The organism is Streptomyces sp. NPDC002577 (genome assembly GCF_053594815.1).
Genome location: NZ_JBSFWK010000012.1, coordinates 100,612 through 116,858, shown reverse-complemented (window position 1 = coordinate 116,858; position 16,247 = coordinate 100,612). Strand labels below are relative to the sequence as shown.

At 67.0% G+C, this 16,247-nt stretch carries 13 protein-coding genes, 1 tRNA gene and 2 pseudogenes; 10 read left to right on the top strand and 6 right to left on the bottom strand.

Annotated elements, in window-relative coordinates; translation table 11 throughout:
• Window positions 1–79 precede the first annotated feature (79 nt).
• Window positions 80–153, top strand: a tRNA-Pro gene (locus ACWD4J_RS18705).
• A gap of 952 nt (window positions 154–1,105) precedes the next feature.
• Here ACWD4J_RS18705 and ACWD4J_RS18700 read toward each other — a convergent pair.
• From ACWD4J_RS18700 to ACWD4J_RS18685, 4 genes and pseudogenes are all read right to left on the bottom strand, one after another.
• On the bottom strand, window positions 1,106–1,309 hold the full coding sequence (locus ACWD4J_RS18700) for a hypothetical protein (protein WP_451396472.1): 204 nt from the start codon (window positions 1,307–1,309) through the stop codon (window positions 1,106–1,108).
• Window positions 1,306–2,403, bottom strand: a pseudogene (locus ACWD4J_RS18695) (integrase core domain-containing protein). Before ACWD4J_RS18695 ends, ACWD4J_RS18700 begins: the two are co-directional and overlap by 4 nt.
• Window positions 2,404–2,668: 265 nt before the next feature.
• A pseudogene (locus ACWD4J_RS18690) lies at window positions 2,669–3,301 on the bottom strand (transposase); the annotation flags it as partial.
• A 143-nt stretch (window positions 3,302–3,444) separates the two neighbouring features.
• The gene (locus ACWD4J_RS18685) at window positions 3,445–4,023 is read right to left on the bottom strand and encodes a TIGR03086 family metal-binding protein (RefSeq protein WP_451396471.1); all 579 of its coding nucleotides are present in this window, start codon (window positions 4,021–4,023) and stop codon (window positions 3,445–3,447) included.
• A 454-nt stretch (window positions 4,024–4,477) separates the two neighbouring features.
• On the opposite strand from ACWD4J_RS18685, the gene ACWD4J_RS18680 reads away from it, so the two are divergent.
• On the top strand, window positions 4,478–5,746 hold the full coding sequence (locus ACWD4J_RS18680) for an MFS transporter (protein ID WP_451396470.1): 1,269 nt from the start codon (window positions 4,478–4,480) through the stop codon (window positions 5,744–5,746).
• Window positions 5,747–6,047: 301 nt separating this feature from the next.
• On the opposite strand, the gene ACWD4J_RS18675 is transcribed toward ACWD4J_RS18680, so the two are convergent.
• Complete coding sequence (locus tag ACWD4J_RS18675) at window positions 6,048–6,227, bottom strand: hypothetical protein (protein WP_451396469.1); 180 nt, start codon at window positions 6,225–6,227, stop codon at window positions 6,048–6,050.
• A 266-nt stretch (window positions 6,228–6,493) separates the two neighbouring features.
• On the opposite strand from ACWD4J_RS18675, the gene ACWD4J_RS18670 reads away from it, so the two are divergent.
• A complete protein-coding gene (locus tag ACWD4J_RS18670) occupies window positions 6,494–7,276 on the top strand; it encodes a FadR/GntR family transcriptional regulator (RefSeq protein WP_451396468.1) in 783 nt (260 codons plus the stop codon).
• A gap of 1,073 nt (window positions 7,277–8,349) precedes the next feature.
• Here ACWD4J_RS18670 and ACWD4J_RS18665 read toward each other — a convergent pair.
• The gene (locus ACWD4J_RS18665) at window positions 8,350–9,183 is read right to left on the bottom strand and encodes an ABC transporter ATP-binding protein (protein ID WP_451396467.1); all 834 of its coding nucleotides are present in this window, start codon (window positions 9,181–9,183) and stop codon (window positions 8,350–8,352) included.
• Between the two features lie 312 nt (window positions 9,184–9,495).
• On the opposite strand from ACWD4J_RS18665, the gene ACWD4J_RS18660 reads away from it, so the two are divergent.
• The 7 genes from ACWD4J_RS18660 (at window position 9,496) to ACWD4J_RS18630 (ending at window position 16,151) form a co-directional block, all read left to right on the top strand.
• Window positions 9,496–10,821: an aromatic ring-hydroxylating oxygenase subunit alpha gene (locus ACWD4J_RS18660; RefSeq protein WP_451396466.1), complete on the top strand. Its 1,326-nt coding sequence runs from the start codon at window positions 9,496–9,498 to the stop codon at window positions 10,819–10,821.
• Window positions 10,818–11,333 (top strand): aromatic-ring-hydroxylating dioxygenase subunit beta, encoded by a 516-nt coding sequence (locus tag ACWD4J_RS18655; protein ID WP_451396465.1) that lies wholly within the window; start codon window positions 10,818–10,820, stop codon window positions 11,331–11,333. Before ACWD4J_RS18660 ends, ACWD4J_RS18655 begins: the two co-directional genes overlap by 4 nt.
• 78 nt (window positions 11,334–11,411) lie before the next feature.
• Window positions 11,412–12,284: an alpha/beta fold hydrolase gene (locus ACWD4J_RS18650; protein WP_451396464.1), complete on the top strand. Its 873-nt coding sequence runs from the start codon at window positions 11,412–11,414 to the stop codon at window positions 12,282–12,284.
• Window positions 12,281–13,066, top strand: a complete 786-nt coding sequence (locus tag ACWD4J_RS18645; protein WP_451396463.1) for an SDR family NAD(P)-dependent oxidoreductase — start codon at window positions 12,281–12,283, stop codon at window positions 13,064–13,066. Before ACWD4J_RS18650 ends, ACWD4J_RS18645 begins: the two co-directional genes overlap by 4 nt.
• A gap of 25 nt (window positions 13,067–13,091) precedes the next feature.
• Complete coding sequence (locus tag ACWD4J_RS18640; protein ID WP_451396462.1) at window positions 13,092–13,964, top strand: VOC family protein; 873 nt, start codon at window positions 13,092–13,094, stop codon at window positions 13,962–13,964.
• The gene (locus ACWD4J_RS18635) at window positions 13,957–15,003 is read left to right on the top strand and encodes an amidohydrolase family protein (protein ID WP_451396461.1); all 1,047 of its coding nucleotides are present in this window, start codon (window positions 13,957–13,959) and stop codon (window positions 15,001–15,003) included. Before ACWD4J_RS18640 ends, ACWD4J_RS18635 begins: the two co-directional genes overlap by 8 nt.
• Window positions 15,000–16,151 carry an acyl-CoA dehydrogenase family protein gene (locus ACWD4J_RS18630; RefSeq protein ID WP_451396460.1) on the top strand — a complete coding sequence of 384 codons (1,152 nt, stop codon included), beginning with the start codon at window positions 15,000–15,002 and terminating at the stop codon, window positions 16,149–16,151. Before ACWD4J_RS18635 ends, ACWD4J_RS18630 begins: the two co-directional genes overlap by 4 nt.
• The last annotated feature ends 96 nt before the right edge of the window (window positions 16,152–16,247 follow it).

The window sequence follows — 16,247 nt, the reverse complement described above, 5'->3', positions numbered from 1 at the left end:
CCGTGAGCGACCACGGGCCGGAGTGCGGTATGGTTTCCGTGCGCGTTCGGCCAGGGGAAAGCCCAGGTCATACGAGCACCGGGACGTGGCGCAGCTTGGTAGCGCACTTGACTGGGGGTCAAGGGGTCGCAGGTTCAAATCCTGTCGTCCCGACAGAGATGTCGGAAGTTTCCGCAGGTTAGGGCGCTCTTCGGAGTGGCCCCTAACGCGTGTTTGGGAGCAAACTGGGAGCCCTCGTCGCTCCCAATTGCTCCCATCGCTCCCAGTCCCCGTCGGTGGCGTCAATTGATGTTGACCGCCGATCGCCCGATCCGGTCGAGATGGTCATGCTCCCAGTCCGGCGGGCCTGCTGCTCCCAGCTTTTACTGGTCAAGGGGTCGGTTTGCTCCCAGTTCTTCAAAGGGGGTCGTGTGAAGCGTCGACCCCTTGTCCGAATTCGGCGTCCCCTTGACTGCGAGCGCTCCCCGTCTGAGTGGGCAGTGCATCAAGATGTTGAACGCTATCCGCGGGCGCTGTGCAGGTCGGAGGGGGTGCGGGCGGGGCGCCCGGCGTCCTGTTTGTCCCCTTGTCGGCGCGGGAGTGGCGGTACGCGGCGACTGCGGGCTGTATAGAGCGGTTGCCAATGGTGCGTGGGTGGCGCCGGCGCCCTCGTGTGTGGCCTATCCGGGGGCGTCGAGCGTGACTGGGAACGTTCCGTCGCCTCGGTTCGCGGCCGGCGGACGCGTCGCCGTGGTCGCGGACGAGGAGATACGTCCTCGACGCTCTCACGGCCGACGGTCGGCGCCTTGCCCTTAGATCGGTATGAACATACTGGCGGCGTGTCTGGCAGGCCCGGTGGTCGGGCCTGGGTCGATACGCTCGACGGCCCGGGAGGATGCAGTAGCGGGTGCGAAGTGGCTGCACGCAGCTTCCGTGAGGGCCGGTTCACCGCGAACTTGACCGGGCGTAGCTCGCGCATCGTCATGCTCGGCTGTGCCGCGGGCGCGTCAGCGGCGCGGCCAGGCTTCCGAGTTGGGCCAGCCCGCGAAGCCGTGGGGTGAGGCGACGCGCCCGGCTGGCCGTTGCGGGCCGCGAGGGCCACTGCTGTCCATCACATATGGGCACGTCAGCGGTGAATCTTCGCGCACGGCGTGCCATCGGTCCTGTTGAACTCGATGCACAGCCAGGTGCCGTGGCGGAACGTCCGGCCTCTCAGGTTCCAGTCGTTGGAGAACTTCGTCATTCCTGCAGAGACCGGGGTCGCATCCTTCCACGTGGTGATGTCGTTCCGGACGCTGCGCCTGCCGGAAACCCCATCCATGCTGGTCACGCCGCATGTTGGTACTCGTGGAGGACGCCGCCCAGGCGTTCGCGTCTTCGTATGTCGAGGCGGGCGATCTGCCCCGTATCGGCGATTGGCTCCGGCAAGGGGTGCATTGGCCGGGCGTTTGCGATGCCCTGGTGTGGCCGATGGCCGTTGTAGAACCGTTCGAACTCTCGCAGGGCGTGAATCAGATGGCGCTGGTTCCAGATCAAGGTCCGGTCCAGCAGCTCGCGTCGGCAGGTCTGCACCCCATCTCTCCATGATCGAGTTCATCTGTGGCATCTGGACGCCGCTGAGTACGACCTCAATCCCCGTGTCCTTCAGGACGGCGTCGAACAGGTGAGGGAACTTCCCGTCCCGGTCCCGGATCAGGAACCGTGCCCGGCAGCCCGCGTCCTCGAGCTCCATGACGAGGTTCTTCGCGGCCTGCGCCACCCAGGATGCGGTCGGGTGGGCGGTGGCGCCCAGGATCCGGATCCGCCGGCTGGCGTGCTCGATGACGGCGAACACGTACATCTTCGCCCCGGACAGGGTGACCGTCTCGAAGAAGTCGCATGCCAGCAGAGCGTCGGCCTGGGAGCGCAGGAAGTCGCCCCACGTGCTGGAGAGATCCGTTCCGCCGGGTCGATCCCGGCCTCCTTGAGGATTTCCCATACGGTGGACGCGGCCACTTTCACTCCGAGGACGAGCAGTTCGCCGTGCACCCGCCGGTAGCCCCAGCTGGGATTTTCTTTCGCCAGGCGCAGCACCAGGGCGCGAATCGAGTGCACGGTCCGCGGCCGTCCCGGGCGCTTGGGCCGGGAGGCGGCAGCATGGCGGCGTGAGAGCAGATCGCGGTGCCAACGCAGCACCGTGTCCGGGCGCACCAGCAGTCGCAGTTGGCGCAGCGCGTCCCGTGGCAACCGGTGCAGCAGCGCTGCCAGGAACGCCCGATCGCTCGGGCTGAACCGCACTCTAACCTTGCCGAGTTGGCGTTCCAGCACCGTGATCTGATGACGCAGGGCGAGGATCTCTACCGCCTTCTCCCGATCGCTCATTGGCAGCAGGCGCAGCATCGCGAACGCGTTCGTCACACCCAGATAGGCCAGTCGCAGCAGCACGGTCGATCATGTTGCCGCGTGGAGCGACAGCCGTACGAGAGGGCAGACTTGAGCGGCTGCAGTCGGGATCCGCCGAGACCCCGGCACACCCGCTCCCACCAGTGCGGACGAGGTATTCGGCAAGGGCAAGGCCAGGCGCAGCAGCACGACAGGTCATGATGCCGTCCGTCCTCGGTCAAGGTGAAGACAGCGGGGGAGCGACGGGCACGGCCGAGGATCAGTGATCAAGGTCGTGACCTGGCCGGATGATTTATCGGCACCCGCAGAGTTGGGCCGTGCTGATGTGGTCGGCGGCGGTGTTGCTGCCCGCGTTGCCAGGCCGCAGCAGGCCCGCGACCGGCTCCCCGCTGCCTCCTCGGCCGTGGTCGGCGAAGGCCATCAGCGGGTGGTGTCCGAACGTCTTCTTCCAGGTCGCGGCGGCGCCCTGTTTGTCGGAGTGGGCCAGCGTGAGCACCCCGTCGATGTCGACGATCACCTGTCCGTCGGCGTCCGGTCCGGCTTGTCCGGCCAACTTCCAGACGTGTTCGCGGACATGGGCCCGTGCGGTGCGGATCGCCGCCAGGGCCTTCGGCCCTGCCGAGGCGAGGACATCGATGAGGCGGGAGACGGTGGGATCGGAGGCCACCGGACCGAACACGGCCGGCTCGGCCCGCAGCATTCCCACATCAGCCAGACAGTCCCCGCCGAGCGCGACCGCCAGGGTCACATCCAGCAGGATCTTCCCCGGATCGTGCACCGCCCGCGACTTGCGCCACGGCGCCAGAGCTGCCGATATCGACCGGTCTAGCCCGGTCTTACGGGCCGTCTCCACCAGCAGGACGCCTCCCGCCTGCGAGACCACCGCCCGGCCACCACTCTCGACGTGGACATGCGGGTAGGGCCCGATACGCTTCTTCACCTGGGAAGTGCCTCCGACGGTGGCAGGAACAACGACCTCGACAGTCTTCATTCTTGCTGGTCAGGGGCACTTTTCGCTTGTCTGACCACCCGTCGGACACCAGGCTTCACGAAGGCGGGAGGCTACCGGAGCCCGCCGAACGGCTACTCGTTCAGGGGCGGTACCGGCTCGCGTCCAAGGAATGCCACGAGCCGATCCACGGCTGACGCGTCCTGGCTGGTGGGAACGATTTCACCGAAGGGCATGTGCTCGCCCCGGTACTCCGGCGGAAGGGTGGCTTCTGCGCGGGTCAGGGTCTCGGCCGCCTCTTGGTTGGTGAAGGGGATCGGCTGCGCGGTGGCGGCCGCCAGGTCCCAGCCATGGGTCAGGTATTCCATGATCGTCATGTTGAACACCGTTTCGGCCGGCAGCTTGTTGCTGCCGGTGACGGCGACCTTGCGGTCGAAGCCGTACTTCTCCCATCCGGCAACGAGGCCGGCCGCCGCGGCACGGAACTCGGCGGCGGGATCGGCGCCGCACCTGTGGTTTGCAGCGTCGCCGCCGTAGGTCCGGCCGTGACAGCTGGCCTCGAACAGCAGGAGCCACCCGACGATGTGGTTGATCAAGGTTTCGACGTCGTAGTCGTCGCACGGAGTCGGGTGGCTGAGTTGGGCGGCGTCGACGCCCTCGATGAGGTCGCCGGTCTTGGACAGGACACCCGTAAGAAGCTCGACTCTATCCATGGTCGGAGTCTAGGAGCGGCCGTGGGGCGCCGTCTTGAAGAAACCCGACACCGCGACTTCGCTACCCAGGTTCCGTGACTCGGCCTCCACCCAGAGCTCCCGCGAGCACGAGGCCCAGCAGGCCTTTGCCCGGAACAGCCAGAGGCTTGCGCCATGGTGCCAGAGCCGTGGATATCGCATGGTTCAGGGCGGACTTGCGGACCGTCTCGACCACCAGCACCCCGCCAGCCTGCGAGCCTACCCCAGGGCCTGCCACCATCGACCCGGACACAACAGAAGTACGACCCGCTACTTTCACTTGGGAAGTGCTTCTTGCACCGCCACGTAGAGGACCCCAGAAATCCCTATCGACGCAGGCCAAGGGAACGTTCGGGCTTCGCGGCCACCTGTCGCACACCACTTTTCGTGAAAGCGCGAGGCTAATGATCACCGGAGTCACCAGGGAGCCCGCAGCATGACCGGCACCACGGAGGCCCTTGGCGGGTCGGCTGCAGTCGACGATGCAGCACGAAGTGTCACGCGCCCGTTCTACGTATACGCCGTGCTCGCCAACACGCTGTTCCAGCGCGGCGTATTCGTCCTCTTCCTTTATCAGCGCGGCTTCTCCGTCGGGCAAGTGGCCCTACTGCAGACACTGCTCTACCTGGTCAGTGGACTTGCGGAGTTGCCGACGGGAGTCATCGCCGACCGAATCGGCAGGCGTGCCAGCATCGTGATCGGCCAGATGCTGATAGCTGGATGTCTGCTCGGTCAGGTGGCGTTCTCCAACTACTGGGTGTTCCTGGCGCTGTTCATCGGGCAGGGCGTGGGCATGGCATGTGTGTCCGGTTCGGATACCGCCCTGCTGTACGACCTGCTCATGCGTCGTGGTGCAACGGCCAGCTACGTCAAGATCAAGTCCCGGTTCACCATGCTCGGGACGGTCACCTCGGGAGTCGCCATCGTCCTCGGCGGCCAACTGCAGCAGATCTCCTGGGGAGTCGTCTACGTCGGTTCGGCGGCGTGCCTCGTCCTGGCCATGGTGGTGCTGATGTCAGGGGTGCCCGAGATCCGCGGCGCGGACGCGGTGGACGAGCAGGACGGAGCCGAGGAGCACGGCGACGCCACAGCATGGCGGGCGATGCTTCGGGTCGCCACGCCGGCGCTCGTGACGCTTGTCGTGGTGTCCGGATTGATGCATGCGACTTTGACGCCGTACATCATTTTTACGCAGAAGACCCTCTCCGATCAGGGAGCGGGCACCGCATTGGTCAGCGTGGTCATAGCGGCGGGATTCTTCGCTGGCGGGCTCACTCCATTGCTGTCGGACCGCGCGGACCGGCGCATCGGGTATCGGGTCATCGTCCCGGTGTCTCTCCTGACGCTCGCCGTGGCGCTCGGCCTGAGCGGCCTCGGCCTTGTCTGGGTCACCATCGCCGCGTTCCTGGTCCTGGCCGGGATTCCCGAGATCACCGCCGTGATCGTGGACAACGTGTTCAACGAGGCAGTGCCGTCGCGCCACCGGGCGAGCCTGCTGTCGATGATCGCATTCGTGGAGTCGGCGCTCATCGGCATCGGCTATCTCGTCCTCGGCGCGCTCATGGACGGGTTGGGCTCCAGTGTGGGCATGGCCACCTACGCCGCGGTCCCCCTGCTGGCATGTCTCCTGTGGCTCCCGGTGCTCTTCCGAGGGGCACGGGTGACCACCGAGATTGAGAAGCCCGCCGACCAAAAGGCATCCTGAAACAGGCCATCTCCCGCAACGTCCTGCCCGATGGCAGGGGTGCTGCTCGTTGGCATGTCACTCCCAGTCAGCGACGGAGCTGTCATCGCGACGATCAGCGCCAAACGGGATGGGAAGAATCTCGCCACTGAGAAAACCTCAGCCACCGCGACGATCCATGACCGACAGCGACCGCCCATCTGCTCTGGAGTCTTCTCGATGACCTCGCACACAGCGAAGCTGCCGACACGTTCCCCCGACCTTGACGTGCCCGCAGAGCGTGTCCGACAGACCGATCCAGCCTTGCTCTCTGTGATTCTGATCAGGCTGCGGGAGTACGACGGCGAGGCTTCCCCGAATCCAGCCACAGACCGGTTGCGGGGTCGTGGCGGACCGGGGTGGTGCGCCGCAGCTTCTCCAGGCCCGGGTGCGGATCGCGCACGAACGGCGCGTCGAAGAGGTCCGGAAGCACGGTCGGCCCAGGCGCGGGGCCTGCGGTCATGTCTCTCATGGGGCTCGCGCTCATCGGGGGTTCTGTCTCAACGCCATGAGAACCGATCATGGCTCACCAGGAGAGCGCGAGGAACAGCAGGTCAAGACGATGCGCGAATAATGACACCCTTCAGGCAGACGCGGTGCACAGCGGTCGTGTAGAACACCCGTTGCGGCTGCCACCTCGTCCTCCTCACTTGCCCCTGTTGGGGGAAGGGCTTGGTCCTTGGTAGTACCATTCAGGCCCGATGTAGTTGCTGGAGGCGATGACTGGCCATGACGACCAACCGGGTGCCCGCGCCGTCGATTCGTACGGAGGCCGACGGGCCGGTGTTCCGGCCTGCACGGCCCCGGCGGGCGTTCGACGAGATCATCGCTCAGATCAGGGCTCTGATCCAGCGGGGGGAGCTGTCACCCGGAGACCGGTTGCCGTCCGAACGTGCTCTGGCCGAGCAGTTCTCCGTCAGCCGCAACACGGTGCGTGAGGCGTTGCGGATGCTGGAGATCTCCGGGCTGGTGGTTCTCAAGCGCGGTGCTACGGGAGGGGCGTTCATCGCCGAGGGGAATCCAGCCCTCGTGGCCAAGAGCCTCGCCGACGCGCTGCAGCTGACGGACTTCTCCCTCGCCGATGTCACCGAATCGCTGCTCGGAGTGTCGTCGATCATCGTCCGTGCCGCGTGTGAGCGCATGACGGAGGAAGATGAGGCGCGCCTGGAGGCCAACATCGCGGAGGCGGACAAGCTGACCCAGGAACACCAGTGGGAACGCAAGGTGGATGTCCATCTGGAATTCCAGATCATCCTCGCCGAGGCCACCGGGAACCCCGTGCTCGTGCTGCTCGAGAAGACCCTCATCGACGTCGTCCGCGAGGTGGTCCTGCAGCTCGGGCCCATGCAGGACGATTCCGTGGTGCGGGCCCGCCGCCGGCTCCTGCGCAGCCTCCGCAAGCGGGACGCCGACGCTGCCGTCGCCGAGCTGCAGCGCTACTACAAGCATCTGCACTCGCTCTGGCTGCGTGGTGACTACCGGGGAGCCAGGCGGGCCTCGACCGGCGCGTAGCGGACAGGAAAGAGGCCCGGCACGCGACGCGTCGGCGGAGCCGTAAGGAGACCGGCCGCTCGCCGCGCCGCCCCCCTGTCGAGTATCGCGGTGGCTGGGGCGCCGAGGGGCGGGGCGTCGGCGTCAGGGGTAGCCGTGCTCATCGTGCTTCTTGCTGGCGATGGAGCCGCCCCCGATTAGTTCTCCCCATCACGCCGTTCTTTCGCCGCTATGTCCGACAAAGCGCCGCCCGCGCTGCAGTGCCGCGGATCATGACTGGCTAGCAGTCCATGTGGTGCCTCGGCGAACGCGCCGCCGGAGCGCGGCGCTGCGTCCACGGCGGTTGAGGATGCGGTTGCGTGGCCGCACTCGGCGGTGACACTGATCCGTACCAGGCGGGCACTGCAGCGCCTGCGGCGCAGTGACATGCAGACTGGGGCGTGCCGACGCTCCGTGCGTCCCGCTTGGTTCCGGGTGACTGGCTGCGTGCCTCCTTCTCTTTGATGTTCAGATCGTTCGGAAGGTCGTTGACAGCACATCCTCACGTTGGATAATTGGCCCAACCATTGATACTTGGGACCGTGTCACGGCAGGTGGTCAAATTGCCTAACCTAGTTGTCAGTTCGGTCGGCGTCCGAAGCGAAACGGCTCATCGTGTGTTTGCCGTTCCAGGCGGTGTGAGATCGGGGGGTGACGGTCTGCCCCTGTGGAAGGATGGCGTGCTGTACTTCCAGCGGTGCTGTTGGTGCCAGACGCCGTCCTTCGGGCGCGTGCTCTGCCCCATCTGCGGATCCACCGCCTGGAACCTCGAGCCCAGCAGCGGTACTGGAATTGTGCGCCGCTCCACGGTCGTGCGTCGTCACACACCTGATCAACGCAATCTGTCACTCATCAACATGGCGGAAGGATTCACACTCCACGGCAGGGTCATGGACACCCCCCGTGACGTGGTACGTGTCGGATCACGTGTGCGGTTGGCCGACGATTCCACCCCGCAGGAACTGGTCTTCGAGCTCTGCGGGAGCGACTACGCAGAGTTGGCTTGGAGCATCTGACCTCATGGGGCTGCCTCGAGGAGGCGGCGGTCACGCGATTCAGGCTGTGTCCCGGCGGTGCCGTCTGGCCAGCCGGGCCTGCCAGCGTCCGCCCTCGCGGGAGACGGTGAGCGGCAGCCCGAAACAGGTGCTCAGGTGTTGCGACGTCAGAGTGGAAGGCGCCGGGCCACAGGCCACCCTGCTGCCCTTGCGCAGCAACAGGGCATTGCCGAAGGAGGCGGGCAGCTCCTCCAGGTGGTGCGTGACCAGCACCATGGCCAGCTCCGGGTACTCCGCGGCCAGGGTGTCCAGGGCGTCGATCAGCTGCTCGCGGGAGGGCAGGTCGAGTGCCGCACCGGGCTCGTCCAGGAGCAGCAGCCGCGGTTGCGGAACCAGGGCCCGGGCGATGCGGGCCCGGCCCTGCTCGCCCTGGGAGCACAGCAGCATTTCCTGGTCGGCGAGCGGACCTAGGCCCATCAGCTCCAACGACTCCAGGGCACGCTTGCGCTCGGCCGTCCCGTACTTGCGCGGCAGTGGCTGCACCGTGCCGGTGATGCCGGTGAGTACGTATTCCCGGACCGTCAGACGCGGGGGAATGCGGGATACGGCCGATACGTGCCCCACTTCCGTGCGCAGCTGCCGCAGATCGGCGCGGCCCAGATGGCGGCCGAGGATCTCCACCGTGCCGCTGCTGGGGTGTTGTACCGCACCGGCCAGCGACAGCACGGTGCTCTTGCCGGCGCCGTTGTGTCCGAGTAGCGCCCACCGCTCGCCGCGCCGCACCTCCCAGTCGATGTTCGAGAGGAGGGTGTGGCGGCCCTGCGGCGTGTGGCGCCACATGTGGACGGCGTCGAGCCGCAGGACGGTTTCGGAGTCAGGAGTGATCGTTTCCACTGGTGGAGTCTTCCTGGTTCTCGGGTCGATACCCGGAGGTGTGTCGGTCGCGGGACCGGCGGGGCGGCGCAGGGTGGGCTTCCGGCAGCGCGGCGGTCAGTAAGGGGCGGTGTGATCACCGTACTACCCCCGCAGTGCTCGATTCGGCCAGGAGGGCTGCGCCCCAATCAGCAGTGCGTCGCCATGCGTTGGACGTGCACCTTTCTCTCTCCGCATGACAACTATCGACGCTGAAGGGGGTTGACCCTTCTCGTCGAACGTAGTCCAATGGTCCAACCATAGGAATGTGCTTCCGAGGCGATGGGAATCTCTATGGATGTGTTTGCGCCTGAATCGAGCCGGACCGCTGAGACGGAGCGGATCCCGGCGAAGGTCACGGAATTTGTCCAGGATCTGCGGGACCCCAACCGGTTCCTGGTGAACCGTGCGGTGTTCACCGATGACGCCGTGCTGGAGCGCGAGCGTGAGCAGATTTTCTCCAAGTGCTGGATCTACGTCGGTCACGAGTCCGAGGTCCCCAAGCCGGGTGACTTTGTCGCCCGCGAGGTGGCCGGCCGGCCGGTGATCTTCACGCGGAACAGGGACGGCGAGGTCCGGGTCCTGCTGAACTCGTGCTCGCACCGTGGTGCCGAGGTCTGCCGGGAACGACGCGGCAACCAGCGCCGGTTCCGCTGCTTCTACCACTCCTGGTCGTTCTCCAACGACGGCGACCTGGTGTCGATGCCCGACGAGGCGGGCTTTCCCGAGGGCTTCCGGAAGGAGGACCACTCGCTGGCGCGGCCCGCGGCGGTGGACTCGTACCGGGGTTTCGTCTTCGCCACCTTCAACCCGGAGCAGGAGCCGCTGCTCGACTACCTCGCCGACGCCAAGTACTTCCTCGACCTGACCGCCGACCAGGCGGCCGGTGATGTCGGGATGGTCGTCGCCCATGGCACCCACGAGTACTCCATGAAGTCGAACTGGAAGCTCCTCGCGGAGAACAGTTCCGACGGCTACCACGCGCTGCCGGTCCACAAGACCTACCTCGACGTGCAGAAGACCAAGGGCGACAGCATCGCCGGCAGTACCGAGAAGGACTGGAAGGCCTCGCACGCGTACGACCTCGGCAACGGTCACACGGTGACCGTGAAGCAGGCTCCGTGGGGGCGCCCGGTCGCGCGCTGGCAGCCCTCCATGGGGGAGAACACCAAGGAGACGGTCGAGGCGTCGTACCGGCGGTTGGTCGACATCCACGGCGAGGAGCGGGCCGATCTGATCGCCAACCTCGACTTCAACATGTTGATCTTCCCGAACCTGGTGATCAACAACATCATGGCGGTCATCGTCCGCACGTTCTACCCGAACACCCCGGGCCACATGAACGTCACCTCGTGGTCGCTCGCTCCCGGTGACGAGGACAAGGCGGCACGGCACGTGCGCAACGAGTCGTTCCTGTCGTTCCTCGGCCCCGCCGGGCTCGCGACGCCGGACGACAACGAGGCCCTGGAGTCATGCCAGCGCGGCTATACGAGCCGCCCCGGTGAGGGCTGGAACGACGTGTCGCGCGGTATGGACAAGTTCGACCCGGCCAACTGGGACGAACTGCAGATGCGCACCTTCTGGCGCCGTTGGGACGACATGGTGGGAGGCAAGGCGTGACGTATCCGGAAACCACACAGGTGAGTTCCAAGAAGTTCCAGCGGTCCGAGATCGAGGACTTCCTCTACTACGAGGCCCAACTCCTCGACGCCTGGCAGCTCGAGGAGTGGCGCGACCTCTTCACCGAGGACGGCCGCTACTTCGTTCCGTCGACGGACAACCCCGACGGCGACCTCGACATCGACCTCCCGCTCATCGATGACGACATGGTCGGCATCCGTGGCCGTATCCAGCGGCTGATGAGCACGTACGCGCACATCGAGAACCCGCGCTCCACCACGACGCGGTTCATCAGCAACGTCCGGCTGTGGGACGACGATTCGGGTGACCTGGGCGTACGCGCCAACGTGGTGGTCTACCGCTCCCGCGTGGCCGGCACGACCTCGTACGTCGCCGATGTGCGCTACCTGCTGCGCCGGGACGGCGACGGCTTCCGGATCGCCTTCAAGCAGGCCGTGCTCGGTCACCACACCCTTCGCGACGTCGGCGGAGTGCTCTCCATCATCCTGTGACCTGAGTGCTCGGCACAACCATTGACATGGGCCCACCCTGCCGAAATTATAGGTCCAACCATTGAAGAAGTGGGTACAATGACATACAACAGCGTCTGGACAGATCTGCGGAACGTCGAGTTCAGCCAGCGGTGGGTCGACGCGGGCGGAGTACGCACCCGGGTACTCGAAGCGGGCAGCAAGGACAAGCCCGTCGTGATCTTCATCCACGGCACGGGCGGTCACGCCGAGGCCTACACGCGCAACCTTGGTCCGCACGCCGAGCACTTCCACACGTACTCCATCGACATGATCGGCCACGGCTTCACCGAAAAGCCGGACCAGGCCTACGACTTCAAGGACTACGCGGAGCACCTGAAGGCGTTCATGGACGCCGAGGGAATCGACCGGGCCTCGATCAGCGGTGAGTCGATGGGCGCCGGCATCGGCGCCTGGTTCGCGCTGCTGTACCCCGAGCGCGTCGACAAGATCGTGCTCAACACCGGGGCGGCGCTGCGCCTCGCCGACGACGTGATCAAGAACATGGCCACGCTGACCATGAACGCGGTCAAGAACGCCACCGAGGAGAGCGTGCGCAAGCGCCTCGAATGGCTGGTCCATGATGCGAGCGACGTCACCGAGGACCTGGTCTCCACCCGGCTGGCGATCTACCAGAACCCCGAGTACGTCAACCGGATGACCAACATCCTCAAGCGGCACACCGACCCCGACGGCCAGGACCGCAACTGCCTGGTCGAGGAGGACTGGCGCAAGCTCCAGGCGCCGACCCTGGTGCTGTGGACCGACCACGACCCGACCGCGCCGCCTGAGGTAGGCCGCCAGGTCGCCGACTGGATCCCCAACTCCCAGTTCTCGCTGATGACCGACGCGGGTCACTGGCCGCAGTTCGAGGACGCGGACACCTTCAACGAGATCCACATCAAGTTCCTCCTCGAAGGCCCGGCCGCATGAGTGAGCCGGCACAGGAGTTCACCTTCCCGGGCCGCTTCCGCGACCAGGTGATCGTGGTCACCGGGGCCGCGGGCGGCATCGGCAGCGCCATCATCACCCGGGCCGCCCGCGAGGGCGCCCACATCGTGGCCGCCGACCGCCGTCCCGACGGCAAGCATCTGGTCGCCGACTTCCTCGGCCCCGACGCACCCACCTGGATCTACGTCGACGAGGACCTGTCGTCCGAGACCGGCGCCCAGCGGCTGATCGACGAGGCGCTCAACACCTTCGGCCGGATCGACGTACTGGTGAACAACGCCGGCGGCGGCATCATCAAGGCGTTCCTCGACCACACCGCCGAGACCGCCCGCGAGACCGTCGACCGCAACCTGTGGACCGTCGTCCACTGCTCGCGCAGCGCGCTCCCGTCGATGCGGGAGGCCGGGTACGGGCGCATCGTCAACATCGGTGCCGACTCGGTCCGCAACGGCCTGTTCGAGCACGCCATGTACAACGCGGCCAAGGGCGGTGTGCACGCGCTGACCACGGGCCTCGCCCGGGAGTTCGCGCCGGACGGCATCACCGTCAACACGGTGGCGCCCACCGGCACCGACACCCCGTACGTCCTCTCCCAACCCGCCGACGCGGTCGGCCGGTTCGCCAAGAACCGCGCGCTCATCCCGCTGGGCCGGTTCGGCACCACCGCCGAGGTCGCCTCGGCCGTCCTGTATCTCGCCAGTGCGGAAGCCTCCTACATCACCGGCCAGGTGGTCAGTGTCAACGGCGGCTCCACGATGCTGTGAATCCCTGAAGGGCACGGAAACCAACATGACCAACGCAAGTGCCGAGGACCGGCTCATACCCTGGCGCCTGGGTTACGTCGCACTGGACGTCGAGGACCTCGACGCCGCGACGAAGGCGTGGACGACGCTCGGCATGCTCGAGGTGGCCAAGCGCACCAAGGACACCGTCTACCTGCGCGGCGGCACCGACCACCACTGGATCGTGCTGCACGGCGGCGCGGACCGGACCGGCGTACGACGCCTGGCCTTCGAGGTGTGCAAGCGCGAGGACCTCGACGCCTACCGGGAGCGGCTGGAGGCCGAGGGCATCACCGTCACCGCCCACGCGGGACAGTGGACGGGCGACGCCCTCCGCTTCAAGGACCCGAACGGCTACGAGGTCGAACTCTTCGACGGCATGTGCAACGTGGGCATCACCCCGACCAAGCCGTGGATCAACCCCACCCACCTGCTGCACGCGGTGATCGGGGTGGGCGACCTGGACAAGTCGTTCGACTTCTACGGCCGCGTCCTCGGCCTGCTCGAATCCGACCGGGTCCTGGGCAAGACGGTGTTCCTGCGGTGCGCGAACCAGTTCCACCACGCGCTGGTGATCGGTGCGGGCCGCGGCGAGCCGCCGTTCCTGGACCATGTCGCCTTCCACTGCGCCGACGTCGACGACCTCATGCGGATCCGGGCGAACTTCATCCAGCGCGAGGTGCCGTTCGACCGCGACCTGCTGCGCCACCCCACCTCGGGGTCGATGGGCTTCTACGCCACCGGTGTGCCCGGACCGTCCACGGTCGAGTTCTGCATCGACCACGCGAAGATCACCGACCCGGACCACCGGCCGCGCACCATGGCCCCGGGCCGCTGGACCTCCAACGTCTGGGTGCCCCCGGTGGACCTCGATGCTTGATGTCCACACCCACCACTTCCCCCGCCACCTGCCCCCACCCTCGGAGGCGGCGGCGGTGGAGGGCTGGCCGGTCGTCGTCGATGAGGGCGGACGGATCGAGGTCTTCCAGCGCGGGAAGCTGATGCGCGTCCTGGATGCGGCGGCCTGGGACGCGGAGCGCCGCATCCAGGACATGGACCGGGCGGGCATTGAGACCCAGGTCATCAGTCCCACGCCGTTCACCTTCCTGTACGACGCCGATCCCGCCCTCGCCATCGAGTACGTCCAGGCACAGAACGACGTCCTCGCCGAGCTGGTCGAGGCCGGCCAGGGCCGCTTCCTCGGCCTTGCGGGACTGCCGCTGCAGGACCCCGAGGCCGCCGTCGCGGAGGCTCGCAGAGTGCGATCCGTTCTCGGGCTGCACGGGGTGGAGATCGGCACCCACGCCGGTCGGTACCTGCTGCACGACCCCGAACTCGACCCTGTCTTCGCCGAACTCGAAACCTTCGACGCGGCGGTGTTCGTCCACCCGTGGCAGCCGGTCGAGCCCCGCCGTTCCAGCCACCACGGCCTGGCCTTCGGCCTCGCACGCCCCGTCGAGACCGAACTCGCCGTCGGATCCCTGGTGTTCGGAGGTGTCCTGGACCGCCACCCCGGCCTGCGGGTCTGTCTGGCCCACGGCGGTGCGGGCATCCCGGCCCTGCGCGGACGGCTGCGCAACGGATGGCAGCGTCAGCCGCCGGCTTCCCGCCTCCCCGTCCAGGACCCGCTGACCGCCCTGAAGGGGCTGTGGGCGGACGGTCTCACCTACGACCCCCACACCCTCGCCCTGGCGGAGGGCACCTTCGGCGCCGACCACATGGTCGTCGGATCCGACTACCCCTTCGCCGCGCAGGAGCAGCCGATCGCCGCCTCCTACCGGCAGGCCGCCGAGCTCGACGTGCTCGCCATGGGCCCCGACTGGCGCGAACGCACCACCCGTAACGCGCTCGCCTTCCTCGGTCTCACCGACCGTCACTCCCTACACGAAATCCTCTCCCGAACAGGAGCCGCACGATGAACACGATGGCCCTCTCCGAGCACCACCAGGACTTCTTCAACGCCGTCCGCGACATGGCCGAGAAGCACGTCGCCCCGGTCGCCAACGAGCTCGACAAGACCGACAAGTTCCCCGAGAACCTCATCGACGTCTTCGGCGACATGGGCATCATCCAGCTTGCCGTCCCCGAGGAGTTCGGCGGCCCCGGCGGCGACCTGCTCTCCGGCTGCCTCGCCCGTGAGGCCGTCTCCCAGGCCGGCTCCATGGCGCTCGCCCAGCTCGCCGGCCAGAACAGCATCTTCGTGAACGCCATGCTCACCGGCGCCTCGGCGGAGCTCAAGAACGAGATCCTGCCGAAGCTGGCCCAGGGCAAGACGATCACCTGTATCGCCATCACCGAGCCCGACGCCGGCTCCGACCCGTCCCTGATGCGCACCCGCGCGGTCAAGGACGGCTCCCGCTGGGTGCTCAACGGCAGCAAGCAGTTCATCACCTGGGGCAGCATGGCCAAGTACGCCCTGGTCTTCGCCCGCACCAACGACAAGCCCGGCTCCAAGGGAATCAGCGCCTTCATCGTCGACTGCGACCAGCCGGGCTGGCAGGTGACGAAGTTCAACGACAAGATGGGCCAGCACGGCGTCCCCAACAACGAGATCCTCCTGGACAACGTGACCGTCGAGGACGGCTTCATGGTCGGCGAGGAGGGCAACGGCTTCGGCGCCGCCATGCAGGGCCTCCAGCTCAACCGCCCCACCGTCGCCGGCATCGCGGTCGGCGGTGCCCAGTGCGCCCACGACTACGCCACCCAGTACGCCCTGCAGCGCGAGGCGGGCGGCCGGGTCATCTCCGAGTACCAGGGCCTGCGCTGGATGATGGCCGAGGACTACACGATGATCGAGGCCGCGCGTCTCCTCGTCTACAAGTGCGCCTCCGCCTACGACGCGGGCGTCCCGATGGACGAGGTCATCAAGCTGTCGTCGATGGCGAAGCTGTTCGCCGCCAACACGGTCAACCACGTCACCGCGAACGCGGTGCAGATCCTCGGCGGCCACGGCTACATGTCCGAGCACCCGGTGGAGCGCTACATGCGCGACGCCAAGCTGCTCGGCATCTACGAGGGCACCAGCCAGATCCAGCGCAACATCATCGCCAAGCGCGTCGTGCGCTGACGAGCTGACGAGCGGTCCGGGGCGTGGCACCCACGCCGCGCCCCCGGAGCCGGCCCTGACCGGGCCCCACATCTCACCCCCGACCATGTGACCTTG